Origin of the sequence: Streptomyces brasiliensis (genome assembly GCF_014647875.1) — a bacterium.
Taxonomy (GTDB): Bacteria; Actinomycetota; Actinomycetes; order Streptomycetales; family Streptomycetaceae; genus Streptomyces; species Streptomyces brasiliensis.
The window spans coordinates 419-20,100 of sequence record NZ_BMQA01000094.1; the positions used below are offsets into that span (position 1 = coordinate 419).

Annotated in this window: 17 protein-coding genes, 1 tRNA gene and 5 pseudogenes; 14 read left to right on the forward strand and 9 right to left on the reverse strand. The window is 67.5% G+C overall.

Features of this window, described 5'->3' with window-relative positions; translation table 11 throughout:
* Positions 1 to 227: 227 nt before the first annotated feature.
* Positions 228 to 304 (forward strand) — tRNA-Met (locus IEZ19_RS45360).
* Between the two features lie 339 nt (positions 305 to 643).
* Here the strand turns inward: IEZ19_RS45360 and IEZ19_RS45365 are convergent.
* Positions 644 to 931, reverse strand: a complete 288-nt coding sequence (locus tag IEZ19_RS45365; RefSeq protein WP_189317245.1) for a hypothetical protein — start codon at positions 929 to 931, stop codon at positions 644 to 646.
* 402 nt (positions 932 to 1,333) lie between these two features.
* On the reverse strand, positions 1,334 to 1,633 hold the full coding sequence (locus tag IEZ19_RS45370) for a hypothetical protein (RefSeq protein ID WP_189317246.1): 300 nt from the start codon (positions 1,631 to 1,633) through the stop codon (positions 1,334 to 1,336).
* Between the two features lie 30 nt (positions 1,634 to 1,663).
* Here IEZ19_RS45370 and IEZ19_RS45375 point away from each other — a divergent pair, with 30 nt between their 5' ends.
* Both IEZ19_RS45375 and IEZ19_RS45380 read left to right on the forward strand, forming a co-directional pair.
* A complete protein-coding gene (locus IEZ19_RS45375) occupies positions 1,664 to 2,014 on the forward strand; it encodes a hypothetical protein (RefSeq protein WP_189317247.1) in 351 nt (116 codons plus the stop codon).
* 935 nt (positions 2,015 to 2,949) lie between these two features.
* Positions 2,950 to 3,324, forward strand: a pseudogene (locus tag IEZ19_RS45380) (UTRA domain-containing protein); the annotation flags it as partial.
* 125 nt (positions 3,325 to 3,449) lie between these two features.
* Here the strand turns inward: IEZ19_RS45380 and IEZ19_RS45385 are convergent.
* The 3 genes and pseudogenes from IEZ19_RS45385 to IEZ19_RS54330 all read right to left on the reverse strand — a co-directional run.
* Positions 3,450 to 3,935, reverse strand: coding sequence for a hypothetical protein (locus tag IEZ19_RS45385; protein WP_189317248.1), 486 nt, complete (start codon positions 3,933 to 3,935; stop codon positions 3,450 to 3,452).
* A gap of 338 nt (positions 3,936 to 4,273) precedes the next feature.
* The gene (locus IEZ19_RS45390; RefSeq protein ID WP_189317249.1) at positions 4,274 to 4,822 is read right to left on the reverse strand and encodes a DUF302 domain-containing protein; all 549 of its coding nucleotides are present in this window, start codon (positions 4,820 to 4,822) and stop codon (positions 4,274 to 4,276) included.
* 94 nt (positions 4,823 to 4,916) lie between these two features.
* Positions 4,917 to 5,214 (reverse strand): annotated as a pseudogene (locus IEZ19_RS54330) (IS630 family transposase); the annotation flags it as partial.
* 221 nt (positions 5,215 to 5,435) lie between these two features.
* Here IEZ19_RS54330 and IEZ19_RS45395 point away from each other — a divergent pair.
* Together IEZ19_RS45395 and IEZ19_RS52835 are read left to right on the forward strand one after the other, a co-directional pair.
* On the forward strand, positions 5,436 to 5,918 hold the full coding sequence (locus tag IEZ19_RS45395) for a tautomerase family protein (protein ID WP_189317250.1): 483 nt from the start codon (positions 5,436 to 5,438) through the stop codon (positions 5,916 to 5,918).
* Between the two features lie 281 nt (positions 5,919 to 6,199).
* Positions 6,200 to 6,510: pseudogene (locus IEZ19_RS52835) on the forward strand (SDR family NAD(P)-dependent oxidoreductase); the annotation flags it as partial.
* 316 nt (positions 6,511 to 6,826) lie between these two features.
* Here IEZ19_RS52835 and IEZ19_RS45405 read toward each other — a convergent pair.
* A protein-coding gene (locus tag IEZ19_RS45405; protein WP_373297158.1) for an IS5 family transposase occupies positions 6,827 to 7,653 on the reverse strand; the annotation gives its coding sequence in 2 pieces (ribosomal slippage) (positions 6,827 to 7,318 and positions 7,321 to 7,653; 825 coding nt in all).
* A gap of 56 nt (positions 7,654 to 7,709) precedes the next feature.
* Positions 7,710 to 8,186: a hypothetical protein gene (locus IEZ19_RS45410; RefSeq protein ID WP_189317252.1), complete on the reverse strand. Its 477-nt coding sequence runs from the start codon at positions 8,184 to 8,186 to the stop codon at positions 7,710 to 7,712.
* A gap of 176 nt (positions 8,187 to 8,362) precedes the next feature.
* On the opposite strand from IEZ19_RS45410, the gene gcvPA reads away from it, so the two are divergent.
* The 4 genes from gcvPA to IEZ19_RS45430 all read left to right on the forward strand — a co-directional run bounded on the left by gcvPA (position 8,363) and on the right by IEZ19_RS45430 (position 14,200).
* Positions 8,363 to 9,763 (forward strand): aminomethyl-transferring glycine dehydrogenase subunit GcvPA, encoded by a 1,401-nt coding sequence (gene gcvPA / locus IEZ19_RS45415; protein WP_189317253.1) that lies wholly within the window; start codon positions 8,363 to 8,365, stop codon positions 9,761 to 9,763.
* Entirely contained in the window at positions 9,760 to 11,397 is a 1,638-nt protein-coding gene (gcvPB, locus tag IEZ19_RS45420; protein WP_189317254.1) for an aminomethyl-transferring glycine dehydrogenase subunit GcvPB, read from the forward strand. Before gcvPA ends, gcvPB begins: the two co-directional genes overlap by 4 nt.
* Positions 11,394 to 12,542 carry an ATP-NAD kinase family protein gene (locus IEZ19_RS45425; RefSeq protein ID WP_189317255.1) on the forward strand — a complete coding sequence of 383 codons (1,149 nt, stop codon included), beginning with the start codon at positions 11,394 to 11,396 and terminating at the stop codon, positions 12,540 to 12,542. Before gcvPB ends, IEZ19_RS45425 begins: the two co-directional genes overlap by 4 nt.
* A 119-nt stretch (positions 12,543 to 12,661) precedes the next feature.
* Complete coding sequence (locus IEZ19_RS45430; protein ID WP_189317256.1) at positions 12,662 to 14,200, forward strand: helix-turn-helix domain-containing protein; 1,539 nt, start codon at positions 12,662 to 12,664, stop codon at positions 14,198 to 14,200.
* Positions 14,201 to 14,255: 55 nt separating this feature from the next.
* Here the strand turns inward: IEZ19_RS45430 and IEZ19_RS45435 are convergent.
* Positions 14,256 to 14,643, reverse strand: a pseudogene (locus IEZ19_RS45435) (DUF2267 domain-containing protein); the annotation flags it as partial.
* Positions 14,644 to 14,783: 140 nt separating this feature from the next.
* On the opposite strand from IEZ19_RS45435, the pseudogene tnpA reads away from it, so the two are divergent.
* The 5 genes and pseudogenes from tnpA to IEZ19_RS45455 form a co-directional block, all read left to right on the forward strand.
* Positions 14,784 to 15,072: pseudogene (gene tnpA / locus IEZ19_RS45440) on the forward strand (IS200/IS605 family transposase); the annotation flags it as partial.
* A gap of 155 nt (positions 15,073 to 15,227) precedes the next feature.
* Entirely contained in the window at positions 15,228 to 16,145 is a 918-nt protein-coding gene (locus tag IEZ19_RS45445) for an NADP-dependent oxidoreductase (RefSeq protein ID WP_189317257.1), read from the forward strand.
* A 173-nt stretch (positions 16,146 to 16,318) separates the two neighbouring features.
* On the forward strand, positions 16,319 to 16,684 hold the full coding sequence (locus tag IEZ19_RS52005; protein ID WP_229841588.1) for a hypothetical protein: 366 nt from the start codon (positions 16,319 to 16,321) through the stop codon (positions 16,682 to 16,684).
* Between the two features lie 103 nt (positions 16,685 to 16,787).
* Complete coding sequence (locus tag IEZ19_RS52010; protein ID WP_229841589.1) at positions 16,788 to 17,405, forward strand: RNA-guided endonuclease InsQ/TnpB family protein; 618 nt, start codon at positions 16,788 to 16,790, stop codon at positions 17,403 to 17,405.
* A gap of 220 nt (positions 17,406 to 17,625) precedes the next feature.
* On the forward strand, positions 17,626 to 18,570 hold the full coding sequence (locus IEZ19_RS45455) for an NADP-dependent oxidoreductase (protein ID WP_189317258.1): 945 nt from the start codon (positions 17,626 to 17,628) through the stop codon (positions 18,568 to 18,570).
* A 58-nt stretch (positions 18,571 to 18,628) separates the two neighbouring features.
* On the opposite strand, the gene IEZ19_RS45460 is transcribed toward IEZ19_RS45455, so the two are convergent.
* A complete protein-coding gene (locus IEZ19_RS45460) occupies positions 18,629 to 19,297 on the reverse strand; it encodes a TetR/AcrR family transcriptional regulator (RefSeq protein ID WP_189317259.1) in 669 nt (222 codons plus the stop codon).
* Between the last annotated feature and the right edge of the window lie 385 nt (positions 19,298 to 19,682).

Genomic DNA, 19,682 nt, shown 5'->3' on the forward strand with positions numbered 1-19,682 from the left:
CCCCCCCCCCCGCAGCGGCGCTGGCTGGCAACCGACCCTGGTCGGGCCCCGTTCTACGAGAGCAGGGCGCCAGCGCCCAGGGAAGCGGTGGGATTCCGCCACAGTCGAGGAGAGAAGGTGACCTTCGACGTGACGCACGGCCAGAAGGGATCTCAGGCAGAGAACATCGTCCGCGGCTGGCCTGAACGCACCCTGCTCTCCCTGGCGTGTAATGTTGCTGGTGCCGACGCGGGGTGGAGCAGCTCGGTAGCTCGCTGGGCTCATAACCCAGAGGTCGCAGGTTCAAATCCTGTCCCCGCTACCATATGGAAGGGCCCGGTCTCCGGGCCCTTTCGCATGCGCCTGCGGCTTCGGTTTGCCCAACGGGGCCTACAGCGTCGGCCCTCCTACGCAAGCAGCACCCCGCTCCGTGTGAAGGGCTGGGCACATTGAATTCCTGCTCACCTTCATCCCGTTCGGCGCGATGGTCCTGATCGTCTTCTACGCCATCGAGGGCAAGTCGGAGGCTGACGAGCACGGCCCCAACCCAAAGTGGGGCCTGGCGCACTGAGCGGACATCTGCGCCGGCGAATGCCTGTGCAACCACCTACCACTGCGAAGCCTGATCTGGACGAGGGTGGATGGCCAGCGGAAGACGATTCCTTTATCGGTCACCCTGAGTAGTCGATTCTGACTCTTCTTCCTCCTCCATGATGCGGATGCCGTCGTGAGTCAGCGAGACGGTGGCGGGGGTGTTGTGCGATGTCCATTCGACGGTGATCAGTCCTTCGCCGACGAGGAAGGCGCAGGCCGCGGTGAGATCTTCGTCGGGTACGTGGAGCTCGTCGCGGAGTGTCGCTCCACTGACCTCGGGGCGATTGCATTCGACGGCCCCGTACAGAGATCGGAGAACCGCTTTGCGGTAGGCCTTGCGTTCACGGAGTGTCGTCATGGCTGTCGCTCCAGGGCTTGTGGCCGACGGTGCAGGCGATGATGCGGTGGCGGCTTCGCGTTCTCACCGTCCGGTCACACCTCGTCGCTGAGATCGCGTTCCGCGAAGGATGATGCGCTCGAGGTCAGCCAGGACTGTGCGGGCTGCGCGGTATGAGCGGTGTCAATGGTGAGGTGGAGACGGGTCGCCCCTCCGCGGCCGGCTGGGTAGCTGCGTTGTTCGGTCGAGGAGAAGCGCCAACGCAGTACTTGTGCGACGCGACGGGCGACCGCTGGCGTTGCTGCGATGATGCGGACCTCAGCATGGTCTGGGGAGGGCAAGGGTTCATGATCCATGGCGTACCTCCTGCGGGCGTGTTGAGGGCGGACAAGCGGTCACCGGAGTTCTGGGGCCCGTGTGCCACTACGCCTCCACGCACGCCTCTTCCTGCATGTACGCCCCTTCTTGAAGCGTATGCCCCCGCCTGCCGTCGCTGCTTTTGGACCCGGAACCCCGCTGCTTCACGGCGTGCAGCATGCAGTCGCGCGGCGGGATCACCGTCCGCTCGTCGGCGCCGATGGAGGCGCCCATCGCGCGCAGCTGCTCGGCAGTCGGCGCCTGCCCGGCGGCGGGCACCGTGCCAATGACCAAGAAGGACCAGTCGCCCAGCTCAAAGACGTCGGGGCAATTGTTGTAGGCGGGGGTGGATCCGATGCGGCACATGGTGCTCCTTGTAGTGCCAGGATCGGTGCTATGGGCACCGAGACGGACTGGGTGTACCGCGTGTTCGAGCCGCACGGCTCGGAGGGATGGCGCCCCTACGGCAGCGACCCGGAACGGTGGCGGGGCACGATCACCGCCCACGATTCGAGTGAGGGCCCCCAGTACGCCCTCTCCCTCGTCGTCGCCGACCTGATGACCGAGTGGAAAGTGCGCGGCCTGCACCGGGCGAAGCACGTGCGGGTCTACCTCTGGCGCGACGAGGAGGGAGACCAGGAGGACGCCGACGCCATCGTGGAGGTCCGGCCGAGCATCCACGCTGAGTTACCGGCGAGCGACCGGATCCGCGCACCGGCGGGACACCGGCCCGGGGGCGAGCGATAGATGTCTGGTCAGGCAAGCGAGAGAGGCCGCCGCGCGAGCACTGGCTGCCGTTTTCCCCCAGGTGTCCCCCGTAGCGCCAGGATTATGGAAACTCGCAGGCCGCAGCAGGTGCACGTAGCCCGCTGTAAATCTGCCGACTCAGCCTTCCCAGGTTCGAATCCTGGCGCCGCCACACGACCGAAAGGGTCTGTGACCAGCAGCAATGTTGGTCGCAGACCCTTTCGCCGTTGCTGAAGTGCGCGGCGCCGATTTAGTGACTTTGCCCCACTGTGTCTCGCGGTGATTGACGTGCTGACCAGCCCGTGTGGGGCAGGCGTGGGGCAGTTTTCCGTCTGCTACCTGCCGTTTCTGCGGGCGGCCTCAATTCGTGGGTTGGCGTTGGCGAAGGCGCCGTCGAGGCACTTCGCGTAGACACGGAAGAGAACAGCCACGCCGTGGCCAGCGCGCGCTGCCACGACCTGTGGTTCGACCCCGGAGCCGAGCCACGTGGAGACAGCGGCGTGGCGAAGACCATAAGGGCGCTTGGCCAGCAGGGAGGCGTGCTGAGCAGGGGTGGGTTCGGGGGCTCGCGCCTCTGCCCATACTTCGTCGTACCAGAGCTTGGATGAGCCCCCCACGCTGAGTGCGGAACAGTCGGCCGTCGGGTGCGACGCCGTAGGCCATGATGTGCCAGCGCAGCCGTGCAACAGGTCGGGCGGGGATCGGGACGGTACGGACCACCTTACGGGGGCGATGCTTGAGCCCGCGTTTGTCGTGTGCCTCTCCGCTGTCGGTCCATGCAGACCCCGACCGGGGGCGGGTCTCCCGTAGACGCAGGGTGCCCCAGCCGTGCCAGGGTAACTCGCAATCCCGCATGCGGAGTCCGATGACCTCGGCTGGCCGTGCTGCCGCGTAGTACATGCGCCTGAAGAACACCACCAAGCGGAGCCCCCCGGGTGGTCCTCGATCTGGCCGACGACGACACGGCATGTGTGAGGCGCTTCGTCTTGGACGGGAAGCCCGCGCTTCTCACGGCGAGTTATCCGCCCACGTCAATGGTCGCGAGGTCGGCGATCACGCAGGAGAACACGGGGCCAGGTGGAACGTACGCCCGACTCGCCGAGCTGGGTTACACGCCCGTCCACTTCCGGGAAGAGATCCGCTCGCGCATGCCCACGAAGAACGAGGCGGCGCAGTTGGACATCTCCGCCGGCACGCCGGTCATCCTCGTCTGCCGCACCGCGTTCGCGAACGAAGGGCGCCCCGTTTCGATCAACGAAATGACGCTCGATGCCGCCTCCTACATCCTGGAGTACGACTTCGACGCGTAGCGCGGCGCTGTCGAGCCTCAGTTGATGGTTGACGGGTTGGCGTCGGTGATGCTTGACGTCGCCCTGAACGGTATTCCGGCATCCGAGACGGACGAGTCGAGTGGTGAGACTCGCCAGCCATCGGGCTACCACCCAAACTCGGGCGGCCCGACGACTCGGGCGCCGACCTGTGCGGCCAACCAAGCAGCCCGCCCATCATCCCCAGGGCGTGCATGGATGAAGACTGTGTGCTCGGCTGCCCACTCCTCGCAGTGGATGTCGTGGCTGTTGCACGCGATCTGCAACTCGGCGTACTTGTACTCCTCACCCAGCCCGAGCTCAGGCACAGACGGCCACTTCAGGTTGTGCCAGAGGACGTAACCTCGAGTGATGTCCGCCCAGGCCCGCAGAGCCCCGCGCACTTGCACGAAGGTATCGACGCCCAGGTGCACGCTCGCGGGCAAGCCAATACCGTCCGTTCCGTACGACGTGACCTGCGCCCCCGGAAAAGTGTCAGCCAAACGCCGCAGGTCATCATCGTTGCGCGCCCAGGCATCCAAGTAGCAGTCGCTCGGCTCATACCAAGCCGCCGTCGACAGCAACCTCTCTGCAACGCTCAATGCCGCAGCCAAGTCCGTAGTCCGCAACACGGGCCACGCACGTGTGTTCCCCATGCCGGCATCCTGCCAGAGCAATCTTCCTGTCAGACCCACGCGGCCAGCGGAGACAAGACACACGTAGCGCGGCGCGAGTTGTTGCAGGTTTCTCTACCTCATCAAGCCCCGGCTGCGTTCCGCTCCGCCGGGCGCGCGTCCCGGCTCCGCCGCGGGCGACGCTCCTGCCTCCGGCCCGCTCCGCCCGCGCTGCGCCGACGCGCGCCCACATATCGATAGGGCCGGGTGGCCATGCGAAGAAAACATCATCGCCCGCGAAGCACCGGTACCTGCGGGCTGACCATCACGACAGGGCGTCAGGAATTCTGCAGCGCCGAGGGCACCGATACGCCCATATGGTCGAGCAGTGCGGCGAGGGCATGATCAAGCGTGAGGCCGCCCTTGGTGATCTGAGGCGTGTTGAAGCTGCCGAACGCGGTGCTCGGCTGATCGACGGTGAACCACGTAACGCCGTCCGCGTCCTCGAAGATCGCCGTGCGCAACGGCGCGTACAGCATCACGGCCGGGTTGTACCGGTACATCGTCTGCGCGATCGTGTGATTGCCCATCAGGTACTCGACGCAGCGGCCCCGGTCACCGGCGAGTCGCATCAGCGGTGTGAAATCACCGCTCCAATAGATTATGAAGTCGTGCGGCGCATTCTCCGCCGTCGCCTCTAGGACGGTGCGCCAGTCCGCTCCCTCCTTGACAAGGTCCGCGAAGCGGTCGCTCTGGAACACCGGCACGGCTTCTTCGTAGCGCTTGCGGAAATTATCGTATGTGTCGTCTATCTGGATGGTGAATCGGATGACCTCGTGCGGCACGGCTTCGATCGTGCCGTCAGAAGGCTTGGCTATCGTGGTCATGATCCCTCCCACACGCCAGTTGCCGACTACCGTTCATCGAACAGATTTACGTTTGACTCTACGCTGCGCCCTTTCCTCGAACAACTCCGTGCTAGGTCTGGTCCGGCCACCCATGTGCCATCGGCCCCCCTGGCCAGCTCCTGCTCCAGCACTGCGAACAGTTCCTCACTCAGCATGGGCCTGGACGCCAGCCCCTTCAACTCCAAGGCTGACAGGCCACCGTGCCCCCATGCCACGTGCTAGCGCTTTGCCGAAAGCACGCTGACACGTAACTGCCTCGCGACCGCGGCATTGTCGTGTCCCAGGGCGAACAACTCGGCTGCCCGCATTCGGATGTGCTCACGAAACGCACGACGTTCCGAGGTCAGCCCGCCCCCTTGCGGATACCTCATGCAACCGGCCTACCGCGACAACCACTGCCTGTCAGCCACGACATCACGCCAACAAAATCAGTAACGAAGTCGGCCTGATGCGGGCAGTTGACCTGGGCGGGCCTGCGGCCACAAGATCGCGGCGCTGACCGTCCGGGTGGCACAGGTTGCCGGGGCAGCGCGGCGGTGCCCGGTACAGTGGGTGACGAGAAAGACCAATGTGACCGCATGGAAGGGCTGACATGGTTTTCGTACGCGTGCACGTGATGAAAAACCAACTCAGTACCGAACAAAAGCGTGAACTCGGCGATAGATTGATCGCAGCAATCGCAGAGGTTGAACAGCTCAAGAATACCCCACGCCACCAGCAAACATCATGGGTTCAGTATTACGAATTCGAGCCTGAGAACTGGTACAACCCCAACCCCATTGGCGATCCTTTGGCAAAGTTGCAGGTCGATGTGATCGCTCCCGAAAGGCTTCTTCAGACCCCAGAGGAAGCCAAACTCGCCGTAGAAAAGGTGACGGAAGCGGTACGCTCCATCACTGGCGAGGGTACGCTCCCGGCCCGAGGTCCTTGGGTACACGTTTACGAGATCCCACATATGAACTGGGGAATGGACGGCACCATTCCGAACTGGGACGGATGGCGAGCTTATTTCAAAGCAGACACGCCAGAGGAGGCCGAGCGGGCACTTGCGATGGCGTACGGGAAGGACCATTAGCCGGTTTCACGCCGGTATCGAGCGCGTCGACGAAGCCGGTGTGCCACCGCTCCCGGACCAGGTGCCACTTGCCGGTGGCGGGGTCCTGGTCCCAGCGCCCGCATCCAGGGGCAACGCCTGAGCAAGAACCAGGGCTTGAGGAACGTCCGTGCCGGATCGTGCGCTACATCCACATCGGCCCAGGTGAGCGGCTGACGGGACGTCGGTGGTCGTTGGGAAACCGTCATATTCCCGCGATCCGCACGCTCCCGCGGGCACTGACTGTCAGACGGGTGGCCAGGAGCTTCGGCCTGTACGCGGCGTCGAAGGCCGCGATCCGGTCCCTCGCCCGGACCTGGGCCAACGAGCTGAAGGGCAGGGGCATCCGCGTCAACACGGTCGCGCCGGGCGCGATCGACACCCCGGAGTCGACATCGCCATCGGCGAGGAGAACGTAGCCGCCGTCAAGGCGGAACTCGCCGCGGGAGTTCCGATCGGCCGGAGGGGACGCCCGGAGGAGGTCGCCGCCGCCGTCGCCTTCCTCGCCTCCACGGACAGCAGCTTCATGCTCGGCACCACCCTGCACGTCAACGGCGGCGAGAACCAGTTCTGACCCGCCACGCGGAGTCCCGACCGGCCGCAGGCAGCAAAGCGCCAATCAGCCGGGAGAACGCTTGACGCACGACCTGACACGGATGTTCCTCAGCCCCCGAACCTCACGCGGAGTGACAGAAGGTCAGGCACTCAGCGCTACCGCACCGCTCAACTTCGAAGACCCGGAAAACATCTCCGTCGATAAGGTCGCGCTCGTGGTTACGAGGATCTCCACCAGCGCGACCCAGCGGCAGAACGGTCGAGAGACTGGGTGTATATGCCGTGGTTCACCGCCCGGGCAGGGGTGTTGGAGGGATGCGTGCGACTAAGAACTCCTAACAGTGTGCGAGGTTCTTCAGTCGGCGCCGGCAGATGATGCTGCAGGCCAGGCTGAGCAAGGCTTCGTGGATGTCGTTGCGGATCTCCCGGCGGATGCGCAGGCGGCGGAACCGGTGCGGGAGCGCGAGACTCTGCTCTACCACCCAGCGGTGGACGCCCAGTCCTGAGCCGTGTTCGGTGCCGCGCCGCGCGATGACTGGGGTGATCCCGACCGCGCGGACCTGTCGGCGGTGCTTGTCGTGGTCGTAGCCCCGGTCGGCGTAGAGCCTGTCGGGGCGCCGGCGTGGTCGTCCGCGTCGGCCGCGTACCGGCGGGACGGCCTCGATCAGCGGCATGAGCTGCGTGACGTCGTTGCGATTGCCGCCGGTCAGGGATGCGGCCGGCGGGATACCGTGCGCTTCGGTGATCAGATGGTGCTTGGAGCCTGTTCGGGCACGGTCGACCGGGCTCGGTCCGGTTTTGGGCCGCCCTTCATGGCCCGTACATGGGAGCCGTCGATCACCGCCCTCGACCAGTCCAGGGCGCCTGCGGCGTTCAGCTCGGCCAGGAGCGATTCGTGCAGACGCTGCCAGACGCCGGCGTCGTTCCAGTCACGCAGACGTCGCCGGCAGGTCATGCCGGAGCCGAAGCCCAGTTCCTGGGGCAGGAACTCCCACGGAATGCCGGTGTAGAGCACGAACAGGATGCCCGACAGCACCTTGCGGTCATCCAGACGCTTACGCCCCGGGTGATCCGCGCGGCGCGGCACGACCGGCAGCAACGGCTCGATTCGCGCCCACAACTCATCGGACACGATCCACGGCAGCTGCTCGCCCCTTCTCATGCGCAGGCCAACGCCTCATCAGGCGACAACATTCCAAGGCAAGTTGGACCATTTTGTTAGGAGTTCTTAGCCATGAGAGTGCTACTGGCGAATGTGAACGCGGCGGTGCGGAGAAGCACGGTACGGATGAAGCATGCCGCCGCCAGTGCTAACGGGACGTGCGGTCGGCGACCTCCTCCACGCGTTCGCTGTCCAGGCCGGGCGCGAGGTCGACGCGGGCGGCCACCAGGGGGCCCAGTTTCATGGTGAAGCCAGCCGCCGGCGATGGAGGAGAGGTAGGCGCTCGCGCTGTAGATCGCGGTGAGCGAGAGAGCGGTGGCTGCGGCGAGGCCCATGCCGCCGGCGCTCACGGGCGCCAGTAGGTAGGCGGCGAGCGTGGACCGCATGCCGTAGAAGGAGAACCGCTCGAAGACCTCGGTGGCCGCCGGCGTGGCCAGGGCCAGCGGGTGACCGAAGAATCTGCGGTCGGGCCGGGACGGCCGGTCCGCGCCGGGCCCCGCTGCGGGGACACGGACGCTCTGTGAATCGGTCATGGTGGCCTCCTTGCAGGCGCCCCTGCGGGAACGAGGGGCGTGATGGCCGCCCAACCTCCCAATCAGGCCGTACGACCGGAATCGCCGTGCAGGCGATCCGAAATCCCGAAAGTCGCCATCGCGGCGATTCCCGCCCTGCCGGGCCGCTTTCTAGCGTGGGCGGCGAGGAGGATTCCATGCACGAGAACGCGTCACCGTCCCCCACGACGGCACATCCGTACATCCCGAACGCGGCCCCTCAGGTACGTGACGGAATGCTCGCGGAACTGGGTGTCAACAGCGTCGACGAGTTCTTCGCCGACATCCCCGAAGCCCTGCGCCTCACCCGCCCGCTGGACCTGCCCGCCCCGCTGACCAGTGAGGCGGAGCTGGTGCGCCACATGGAGTCCCTGCTCTCGGCGAACGTCACCACCCGCCAGGCGCTGAACTTCTGCGGCGCCGGCTGCTACCAGCACCACGTCCCCGTCGTGTGCTCCGAGGTCAACGGGCGTGCCGAGTTCCTGACCGCCTACGCGGGCGAGACCTATGAGGACCACGGCAAGTTCCAGGCGCTGTTCGAGTACGCCAGCATGATGGCGGAGCTCCTGGAGATGGACGTCGTCACCATCCCGACCTACGACGGCTTCCAGGCCGCTGCCACGGCCCTGCGGATGGCGACCCGGATCACGCACCGCAGCGGGCTGGTCGTCGTCGGGCCGGTCGGGCAGGACAAGCTGAGCAAGGTATACGACTACGTGGCTCCCGTGGCGACCGTCGAGCACCTGTCGGCGGATCCCGTCGTTCCCGTGCCGCTGGCCGAGATCGCCCGTCACGTCGGCGAGGACACCGCGGCCGTCTACGTGGAGCTGCCGGACGCCCACGGTTGTGTCGACGCGGACCTGGGAGCGCTCGCCGCCCTGGCGCACAACGTCGGTGCCCTGCTCGTGGTCGGTGTCGACCCGATCGCGCTGGGTGTGCTGGACCCGCCGTCCGCGGCGGGGGCGGACATCGTGTGCGGGGACATCCAGTCGCTGGGGCTGGGCATGCAGGCGGGCGGAGCGCACGGCGGCTTCCTCGCCGTGCACGACGATCCCCGGTTCGTGCTGGAACTGCCCTCCCGGCTGTTCGGGCTCACCCCGACCGGCAAACCGGGCGAGATCGGGTTTCGTGACGTCGCCTACGAGCGCACCTCCCTGGCTGCCCGCGAGAACGGCAACGAATGGGTCGGCACCGCCGCCGCGCTGTGGGGCATCACGGCCGGCGTGTACCTGGCGCTGCACGGACCGCAGGGAATGGCCGAACTCGGGGACACCATCATCGACCGCACGCACTACGCGATGCAGACCCTCGCGGGCACGGGCCTCGTGGAGGTCCCAGGAATCGACCGTCCGCACTTCAGGGAGTTCGTCGTCGACCTCGCTCCGTCGGGACGTACCGCGGCCGATTTCCTCAAGGCGATGGCCCAGCGGCGCATCTTCGCGGGCGTGGACATCTCCGCCGAGAGCGGGAGCCAGCAGGTGCTCCTGTGTACCACCGAAGTCCACAACCAGCGCGACATCGACACGCTCGTCGCCGCCGTCAAGGAGGTCCTGGCATGATCACCTTTCCCCAACGCGACGGTCACGCACGGGACTTCCACCAGGCCCGCTGGAACGAGCAGCTCATCTTCGACCTCGGTTCTCCCGGCGAGCGGGGCGTCGTGCCCCCCGCCTCCGAACCCGCGGCGGCGGCCGCGGGCGAACCGGTCCGCCGGAGTCTGCGCAACCGCCGCAACGCCGCGCCGAGGCTTCCGCAGATCTCTCAGCCGCAGGTCCTGCGCCACTACCTGCGGCTGTCGCAGGAGACGCTCGGAGCCGACCTGAACATCGACATCGGGCAGGGCACCTGCACGATGAAGTACAGCCCGAAGGTCAACGACACCTTCGTCCGCTCGCCCGAGGTCAGCGCCGTCCACCCGCTCCAGCCGGTGGACACCCTCCAGGGACTGCTGGAACTGATCCATCGCCTGGAGCGGATGATCGCGGAGATCTCGGGGCTGCACAGTGTCACACTCCAGCCCGGCGCCGGCTCGGCGGCCATCTACGCCAACGTCAGCATGGTGCGCAAGTACCACGCCGTGCGTGGCGAGTCGCACCGCGACGAGGTGATCACCACCGGCTTCTCGCACCCGTCGAACGCGGCCACCGCGAAGACGGCGGGCTACAAGATCATCACCCTGCAGGGCGGCCCCGACGGCTATCCCACGGTGGAGGCGCTGCGCGCCGCCGTCAGCAACCGCACCGCGGCGCTGATGATCACCAACCCCGAGGACATCGGCGTGTTCAACCCGCACATCGCCGAGTTCGTGCGGATCGTGCACGAGGCCGGCGGCCTGTGCGTGTACGACCAGGCCAACGCCAACGGCATCCTGGGCATCACCCGTGCCGCCGAGGTCGGCTTCGACATCTGCCACTTCAACCTGCACAAGACTTTCTCGACCCCGCACGCCTGCGGCGGGCCGGCCGCCGGCGCCTGCGCGGTGACCGAGGAACTGGCCCCGTATCTGCCCTCGCCGGTGATCGTGCGAGCGGACGACGGGCGCTTCGATCTGGACCACGACCGTCCGCTGTCCATCGGGAAGGTCCGCCCGTTCTACGGCGTCACCGCCAACCTGGTGCGGGCCTACGCCTGGATCTCCTCGCTCGGTGCGGAGGGACTGCGCCAGGTCGCCGAGACCGCCGTACTGAACAACAACTACCTGCTGAAGAAGATCACCGAGATCGACGGCGTCACCGCACCGTACGCCGAGGGACACCACCGCATCGAGCAGGTGCGTTACAGCCTGGCCGACCTCCATGAGGAGACCGGCGTCTCGTCCGGCGACTTCGGGGTCCGGCTCGGCGACTTCGGGCTGCACTACTGGACCAGCCACCACCCCTACAGCGTGCCGGAACCGGCCACCATCGAGCCGACCGAGTCCTACTCCCGGGCCGAACTCGACGAGTACGTCGCAGCGATGCGCACAGTGGCAGAGGAGGCCAGGACCGATCCGGAGAAGGTGCTGAGCGCTCCCCACCGCGGGCCGATCCACCGCAGCGGCCAGGACGCGATGGACGACCCGGAGACCTGGGCGGTCACCTACCGTGCCTACCGGCACAAGTATCTCGGCGAGCAGCCGCCCGAGGTGCCCCGCTGGATCCCGCCGGCCGGCCTCCCCGCGAAGCAGCGGCCACCGCGCGCCGCCCACCGATGAGCGGGCCCCGGCTCGGGGTCGTGGTCAACCCCGTCGCCGGAATCGGCGGCGTGGTCGGCCTGAAGGGCAGCGACGGCGCGCGGGTACAGGCGCAGGCGCACCAACGGGGAGCGGTGCACCGGTCCATCGACCGGACGCGTCGCGCCCTGTCGGTGCTCGCGGCGCAGGCGCCCACGTGCCACGTGGTGACCGTCGCCGGTCCGATGGGGGAGCAGGCCGTGCCCGCCGGCCTCTCCGCCACCGTCCTGGGCGGGACGGCCCGACGGGCGACCACCGCCGACGACACCCGGCGGGCCTGCGCACGGCTGCTCGACCACGGCATCGACCTGCTGTTGTTCGCCGGCGGCGACGGCACCGCCCGTGACGTCCTCGATGTGGTCGGGGAACGCTGCCCGGTCCTCGGCGTGCCGGCCGGGGTGAAGATGCACTCCGCCGTGTTCGGCACCTCGCCGGTGACCGCGGGACGCACCGCAGCCGCCTACCTGGTGTCCGGGGCGCGGCTCGCCCCCGCAGAGATCCTGGACCTCGACGAAGCGGGCGTACGGGCGGGAGTCGTACGGCCGCGGCTGTACGGCGCGCTGAACGTGCCCGTCCTGCCCGGGGTACAGGGCCGCAAGGTGGGCAGCAGCGCGGCCGAGACAGCGGACGCAGCGGCGATCGCGGCCGCCGTCCTGGACGAGATGACCGATGTGGAGATCGCCGTGCTCGGGCCGGGAACGACGGTGGGCGCCGTGGCGCAGCGGCTCGGCGTGACCGGAACTCTGACGGGGGTGGACGCCGTCGACCTCGGCACCGGGCAGCTCCTCGTCGCCGATGCCGGTGAGCAGGAGCTGTTGGCCGCCGTCCGTCGCCGGCGCTGCCGCGTGCTGCTGTCGCCCCTGGGCGGGAGCGGCTTCTTGCTCGGCCGCGGGGACCAGCAGGTCAGTGCCATGCTGCTCCGCGAGATCGGCACCGACGCGGTGACGGTTCTGGCGACGCGGTCCAAGCTGGCCGCGCTCGGTGGTGCTCCGCTGTGGGTGGACACAGGCGACGCAGAAGTGGACAGTGCACTCTCGGGCATGCACCGTGTGCTGACTGGGCCGGGCGAGTACATGATCCAGCCGGTCCTTCCGGCCGACGAGGCGTTCGCGCCTCAGCGCGCCTGACAGTCGTGCGCGGTCGGTCTCACCTCCCCCCGAGGCCGACCGCGTACCCATGAGATCCACGTACAGCCGCGTAATATGCGGGAATGCAGACGCCGGGCGATGGCGGAACGGAGGTCGTGATGGCCGCCATCACACTGGCCGACCTGCTGGAGCGGATGGGTCCGTCACTACGGCTCATCGGTCCGCGCTCCGGCCCTGTTTCCGCTGTCGGCAAGACGGAGATCACCTGGGCCCACGTCAGCGAGCTGGCGGACCCCACACCGTGGCTGTCCGGGGGCGAACTCCTGCTCACCACAGGCCTGCAGCTCTTCGCCGGCCAAGCGGAGACCTTTGCGTACTGTGAGCGGCTCGCGCGGGGCAACGTGGCGGCGCTGGCAGTGAGCACGGGCGTCTCCCTGACCCACGAACACCTGCCGCCCGCCCTGCCCGAAGCCGCCGCGGCGGCGGGTCTGCCGCTGCTCGAAGTCGCCGAGCAGGAGCCGCTGGAATCCGTGGTCAAAGTAGTGGCCGCGGCCCTCACCGCCGGCCGGGAGCAGTCGTTGTCACAGACGAGCAGGGCCCAGGAACTCCTGGCCCGTGCCGTCGGCCACCCGGACGCCAGGCGCCGTGTCCTGGCCACCTTCGAGCGCACCACCGGCGCGCACGCGGCGCTGTTCGACCCGTACGGACGCCTGCTGGGGCACTCACCGCAGTGTCCGCCCGACGTGCTCGGCGAACTGGCCGCGGCTGTCGACCAGGTCTCGGGATACGGAGCACGCGCGGCGGGCGCGCTCCTGGCCCGGGACGCGGGCATCCAGGTGCACGGTCTCGTCGGCCATGACACGGTGATCGGACGCCTCGCGCTGTACCGCACCCCGCCGCTCGGCGGTGCGGAGCGTGCGGTCGTCGGTACGCTCGTGTCCCTGCTGGCCGTCTCCATGCTCGGTGATCACAAGCTCGAGAACCGTATGCGGCGGCTGCAGGAGAAGACCCTCGGCGAGCTGGTCCACAGCGGACTCAACGAACGCCAGGCATCGGTCCGAATGCGCAGGCTCGGTCTGGAGAACGCCGAACTGCTGGCGGTGTACGCCGCGGTCGGCGAGTCACCGGTGAGCCCGGCGGCCTACGCCCGGCGCCTGGAGTCTGCGTGGGATGAGGTGATCACCGCGCCCCAGGCTGGGCTCGTGGTCGCCCTCGTCATCGACCCGCCCGAGGACCTGACGCTCACCCAGGACTTCCAGGCGGCCGGCTGGCACGTCGGCATCAGCAACCGGGTGCCGCAGGCGAAGGTGCTGACGGCGCTGAGACAGGCACGGCTCGCCTGCGTCCAGGCACAGCGGAGTGATCAGCCCCAGCTGTCGATCGCAGAACTCGGCGCACTGCCCGTGCTGCTGCACCAGCTCGACGAGGTTGCGCGGGCGGGATTCGCCGAGGCGGTCCTCGCCCCGCTGGACGCCTACGACGAACTCCATCCGCGCGCGGCACTGGTGACGACCCTGCGGGTCCTCCTGGTCAACAACCTCAGCCTGGAGCTGACGGCCGCCGAACTGGGCTTGCACCGGCACACCGTCCGCGGCCGTGTGAAGCTCATCGGTGAGGTGGCCGCCCGTGACCTGGCCCGGCCGCATGACCGCCTTGAATTCCAACTGGCCCTGGAAATCCGCGACTTGTGCCCCTGAGCTTGCTGGTTCGGGCGACACGAAAGAGGCTCCTCGACGGCGACTGCGCGCGTCCGGCGACCGTAAGCTCACCGCGGCCGAACAGCAGTGCGTAGCCAGGGGAGTTGGACGATGCTACGACTGATGAGTTCCTCACCGGCGAGCTGCGCCACGACGCGTAGGACGGTACCGGTGTCCCAGCGAGTGGTGGCTGCCGTGCCGCCCGTGTGGGACGCCAGGTCTTTGACGAAGCCCCAGCCGGTGAGGGGTTCGATGGCAGGGATCTCGGTTGTGAAGGAGACAGCTGCCTCTTGTGGCAGCCTGGCGGTAAGCTCCACGTGCTCATCGCCTGTGAGCTGGCGCCCGAAGGCGGCCAGCACGGCGTGCACGACCTCCTCGGCCTGTGCACGGGCGGGGTACGCGCCTTCATACCGCACCTTTTCCAGCAATTGCTCGAACGTCATGCCCACAGCTCCTGCTGGTAAATCATCGGTGACGTGGTTGCCTCTCTCGTCTGGAGTGGTCGCGGCACCTACGGCCAGGGTCTCGCCCACCGGCCACCGGTGTCGGTCGGGGCGGGGCGTAGAAGCCGATGGACCCGGAGGCGGAGCTGAAGGAGTTCAACGGCGAACGCGATCACGCCCACCTGCTGGTTCACTACCCTCCCAAGGTCGCCGTCTCCAAGCTGGTCAACAGCCTCAAGGGCGTCTGGCCCGGCGGATACGGCTGGGGGCACCTCCCGGCCGAAGGCCGGGGGAGAGTTCACCGGCCCGATCAACCGCGCCATCATGCACGGGCACCTGTGGTCGCCCTCCTACTTCTCCGCGTCGTGCGGCGGTGCGCCGTTGGCGACCGTCCGCCAGTACATCGAGCAGCAGAAACGTCCGCTCTAAGGTGCATGTCAGAGCAGCCTTGGGATGCATTCATCCCCAGCGTGAACGCCGGGGCTTCCTGCAAGGAACCCGGTAAGACGCCGAGGTCTGGCGCCGCTATTACTGGTGAACCGAGAATGCCGTGCAGGCACGGACTGGAGATAGGGAGGTGCCGAATGAAGGCGCTTGTGGTGACGGACCAGGCCGCGGGAACGGCTGGGATGACGCTGGTGGAGCGGCCCGAGCCGGAGGCGGCGGGGAACGATGTCCTCGTTCAGGTTCATGCATCGGGATTCACCCCAGGCGAGCTGTCGTGGCCCTCGAACTGGACCGATCGCCTCGGCCGTGACCGGACGCCTTCGATTCCCGGACACGAGCTGGCCGGAGTGGTCACCGCCCTCGGCTACGGCACGACGGGGCTGTCGGTGGGACAGCGGGTGTTCGGCCTCACGGACTGGACTCGCGACGGCACGCTGGCGGAGTACGTAGCCGTCGAGGCACGCAACCTCGCACCGCTGCCGGGCGATGTCGACTTCACGGTGGGCGCGTCCCTACCGATCTCCGGCCTGACCGCGTGGCAAGGGCTGTTCGAGCTCGGCCGCCTGCAGGCGGGGCAGAGCGTCCTGGTGCACGGTGCGGCCGGCGGAGTGGGATCGATGGTGACTCAGCTTGCACGAGAGGCGGGTGCGTATGTCATCGGCACTGGGCGCGCTGCTGACCGTCAGACGGCGCTCGACTTCGGCGCGCAGGAGTTCGTCGACCTCGATAACGACGCGCTGGAAGATGTCGACGGCATCGATCTGGTGTTCGACGTCATTGGTGGAGACATCGGGAAGCGGTCTGCGGGCGTGATTCGTGCCGGAGGAACGCTGGTGACCATCGCCGGCCCGCCGGAGGCGCGCCCCGCCGACGGCCTGGCAATCGACTTTGTCGTCGTGTCCGATCGCGCCCAACTGGGTGAGGTCGTCCAGCGGGTCCGGGATGGTCGGCTGCGGACAAACATCGGCAACGTGGCTGCTCTCGACGATGCCGTCGCCGCCTTCAACCCGACCGAGCGGATCAAGGGGAAGACGATCATCCGTGTTCGTCCATAAGGACTCGGAGACAGCAGAGACCCCCGTTACGTCGTCGTAACGGGGGTCTCGTCTCGCGTCACTGCGTGATGCGGCTACGCCGCACCCCTGACCGAGTGGCTGCCGTGGTCGCTGCCCACGCTGCGCAAGGCGTTCAACCAGGCCAAGCACACCGACCCCAGGTTCGCATCCTGGTGGGGGGACAATTCCAAGGCCGTCTGTCCTGTCGGTTCACCACCGGTACGCTCCGCGTCGAGCCGGATGGCCGGCGCGTCACGCTTCCGCGGCTGGGCACGATCCGCGTCCACGAGCCCACCGTCAAGCTCCTGAGCCGCGTCCAGGAGGACAGGGCCCGGATCCTGTCCGCGACCGTGCGGCATGAGCGCGGTCGCTGGTTCGTGTCGTTCCAGACCGAGACCGCGCGGGACATGGTCCGCGTTGCGTGGCCGGACGCCGCAGTCGGTATGGGCCTCGGAGTGAAGACCCTAGCGGTGCTGGCGGACAGCGCACCGCAGAAGTCCGCGAGGTCCCCAACCCCAGGCACCTGGACGGCGAGCTGAAGCTTCTGCGCCGGGCATTCCGTACCGTGTCCGCGGCCCCGACGGCCGCACCGGACAGAAGGCGTCAAAGCAGTGGGAGAAGGCCAACGCCCACCGCAACCGCGTGCAGCACCGGGTGGCGAACCTCCGCCAGGATGCCCTGCACAAGCTCACCACCGCCGTCGCGTCCGAGTACCGCACGCTCGTGGTCGAAGACCTCAACGTCGCAGGGACGCTCCGCAACCGGCGCCTCGCTCGCAGGATCGCTGACGCCGGATTCGGGGAGATCCGACGCCAGCTCACCTACAAGACACGCCGCAACGGTTGCCGCATCGTGGCAGACGATCGGTGGTTCCCCTCCTCCAAGACCTGTTCGGGGTGCGGCGCGGTGAAAGCCAAGCTGCGGCTGCACATCCGGACCTACGAATGCGGCGCCTGCGGCCTGGTCATCGACCGGCATGACAACGCGGCCCGCAACCTCGCGCCCTCGCAGCGGCATGCACGACTGGTACCGGAGTGGCCGGAGACCAGGACACAGTCAAGGCGTCGAAGCCTCGTGGAGCCGACCGGAAGACCCGCGCCACTCGCCATGACCACAAGGCCAGGGCGGGGCGGGCAGGTGGCGCAACCCTGCCGCACCAGCGGCAGACACAAACGAGAGACCGTACTCGAGCCGAAGCCCTCACGCTTTGGTGATGTGACGGACCTTCCGGGCCGAAATGCCCGGGATGCTAAGACCTGACTACGGTTTCAGCAACGGATGGGGAGGAAGGGTCAGGACCATTCGTTACGGGGACTCCCGCATGCGTCGATTGCACCTCAGCGGTATACAGAATGAGGGATTGTGGAGCCGCGCCTCGATGCCAGCTCATCTACCGTCGTAAGACGCCGAGCTCGTGCGACGCCAATAGCTTGCGGCTCGACGTGCCGTGGAGGCGAAGACTGGCACAAGGAGGCGGACGATGAAGGCGATCGTGGTGACGGACAAGGCCGCGGGAACGGCCGGGATGAAGCTGGTGGAGCGGCCCGAGCCGCAAGCATCGAGGCTAGCCAGCCTCGAGGGCGCGAACTACGGCGATGTCGTCGTTCAGGTTCATGCGTCGGGATTCACCTGGGATGAGCTGTCGTGGCCCTCGACCTGGATCGATCGCCTCGGCCGTGACCGGACGCCTTCGATTCCCGGACACGAGCTGGCCGGAGTGGTCACTGCCCTCGGCTATGGAACGACGGGGCTGTCGGTGGGACAGCGGGTGTTCGGCCTCACGGACTGGACTCGCGACGGCACGCTGGCGGAGTACGTAGTCGTCGAGGCACGCAACCTTGCGCCGCTGCCGGGCGACGTTGACTTTACGGCGGGCGCGGGCCTCGTGATGTCGGGCCTGACCGCGTGGCAGGGACTGTTCGAGCACGGTCGCCTGCAAGCGGGGCAGAGCGTCCTGGTGCACGGTGCGGCCGGCGTAGTCGGATCGATGGCAACCCAGCTTGCACGAGAGGCCGGCGCCTATGTCATCGGCACTGGGCGCGCTGCCGGCCGTCAGGCGGCGCTCGACTTCGGTGCGAAGGAGTTCGTCGACCTCGACAACGACGCCCTGGAAGACGTCGGCGGAGTCAATCTGGTGTTCGATGTCCTCGGCGGGGACATCGGGAAGCGGTCCGCAGGCCTGATTCGTGCCGGAGGAACGCTGGTGACCATCGCCGGCCCGCCGGAGGCGCGCCCCGCCAACGGCCTGGCAATCGACTTTGTCGTCGTGTCCGATCGCGCCCAACTGGGTGAGGTCGTCCAGCGGGTCCGGGATGGTCGGCTGCGGACAAACATCGGCAACGTGGCTGCCCTCGACGATGCCGTCGCCGCCTTCAACCCGACCGAGCGGATCAAGGGGAAGACGATCATCCGCGTTCGTCCGTAGGGGCTCAGGGACAGTGACCGGGCCTTGTGGATCAGCGTCAGCGGCGTGACCCGGTCACTCACGGCGTTACGGTTGTCGGGATCGCCCGCAGGGGCGACCGATCAGTGCTCGGCGTAGTTGATGGGGGTGTTGACGGCTCCGGAGTGGGGATGGCGTTGTCGATCAGGATGGCGGCGATGGCGGCGGCGGTGCCGAGGGTTTCGGCGTTGAGCACTCGGGTGCGGGCCGAGGCGCCATCGAGGAGCAGCGCCAGTTGTTCGCCGAGCTGTTCGGGATTGGTGGCGCCGGCTTCGCGGGCTGTTTCGCTGAGCCGTTCGGCGACGGCTTTCTTGTAGTCGTGTGCGCGTTGGCGTGCAGGGTGTTGAGGGTCGTGGATCTCGACAGCCGCTGCGATGAAGGGGCACAGAGGTGTGGCCTCCTGTGTCACGGTCGCGGACTTGTCGAAGGCGGCGAGGAGGCGCTCGCGGGGTGTGAGGTCGGTGCGGTCGAACACTTCGGACATGATTTCGGGATCGTATCGGCGCAAGTATTCGGCAACGAGTTCGTCTTTGCCGGTGAAGTGTTGGTAGGCCGTGCGCTTCGACACCTGGGCCACCGCGCAGAGTTGGTCCATCCCGGTATGGTTGATGCCTTGATCGCGGAACAGTTGCTGTGACGCGCCAAGGATGCGCTCGCGCGCGCCCCTGCCGCGGCGTATGCCTTGAGGTCCCTTCTCCAGCTCGGTCACAGATCAAGCCTAACTCGTTGACGGGGAGTCTCCCATGCGTCTCGGACGACGTCGGGTGTGCACGTAGTTTGTGCTCCGATTTGCTCGGCCAGGGCGGCCTGATTCCGTTTGACCAATTCTCGAGCGCCTCGGCTGCCCGGGGCGGCCTCGGTCATGACCTGGATGAGCTGTTCGGTCCCGGCCTGGGCAGAAGCGGCCGGGAGCCGAAGGTCTCTGGTGTCCTGCACCGTAAATCACGCGGTAAGTTGCTATCCCTCTCGGATGTCGCATCCGGGGCCTTCTGCTGTGTCGATCACGTTGTCTGAGGACGAGCGTGCCGAGTTGGCCTCGATTCTTCAGCGGTGTGACGGCGTCGCCGTGTGCGGCTGGCTGCCCGTTATGTCCC

Excerpts from the sequence above, each read along its gene's own strand:
- IEZ19_RS45365 (WP_189317245.1), bottom strand. The coding sequence starts at position 931 with ATGACGACACTCCGTGAACGCAAGGCCTACCGCAAAGCGGTTCTCCGA.
- IEZ19_RS45370 (WP_189317246.1), bottom strand. The coding sequence starts at position 1,633 with ATGTGCCGCATCGGATCCACCCCCGCCTACAACAATTGCCCCGACGTC.
- IEZ19_RS45375 (WP_189317247.1), top strand. The coding sequence starts at position 1,664 with ATGGGCACCGAGACGGACTGGGTGTACCGCGTGTTCGAGCCGCACGGC.
- IEZ19_RS45390 (WP_189317249.1), bottom strand. The coding sequence starts at position 4,822 with ATGACCACGATAGCCAAGCCTTCTGACGGCACGATCGAAGCCGTGCCG.
- IEZ19_RS45395 (WP_189317250.1), top strand. The coding sequence starts at position 5,436 with ATGGTTTTCGTACGCGTGCACGTGATGAAAAACCAACTCAGTACCGAA.
- IEZ19_RS45410 (WP_189317252.1), bottom strand. The coding sequence starts at position 8,186 with ATGACCGATTCACAGAGCGTCCGTGTCCCCGCAGCGGGGCCCGGCGCG.
- gcvPA (WP_189317253.1), top strand. The coding sequence starts at position 8,363 with ATGCACGAGAACGCGTCACCGTCCCCCACGACGGCACATCCGTACATC.
- gcvPB (WP_189317254.1), top strand. The coding sequence starts at position 9,760 with ATGATCACCTTTCCCCAACGCGACGGTCACGCACGGGACTTCCACCAG.
- IEZ19_RS45425 (WP_189317255.1), top strand. The coding sequence starts at position 11,394 with ATGAGCGGGCCCCGGCTCGGGGTCGTGGTCAACCCCGTCGCCGGAATC.
- IEZ19_RS45430 (WP_189317256.1), top strand. The coding sequence starts at position 12,662 with ATGGCCGCCATCACACTGGCCGACCTGCTGGAGCGGATGGGTCCGTCA.
- IEZ19_RS45445 (WP_189317257.1), top strand. The coding sequence starts at position 15,228 with ATGAAGGCGCTTGTGGTGACGGACCAGGCCGCGGGAACGGCTGGGATG.
- IEZ19_RS45455 (WP_189317258.1), top strand. The coding sequence starts at position 17,626 with ATGAAGGCGATCGTGGTGACGGACAAGGCCGCGGGAACGGCCGGGATG.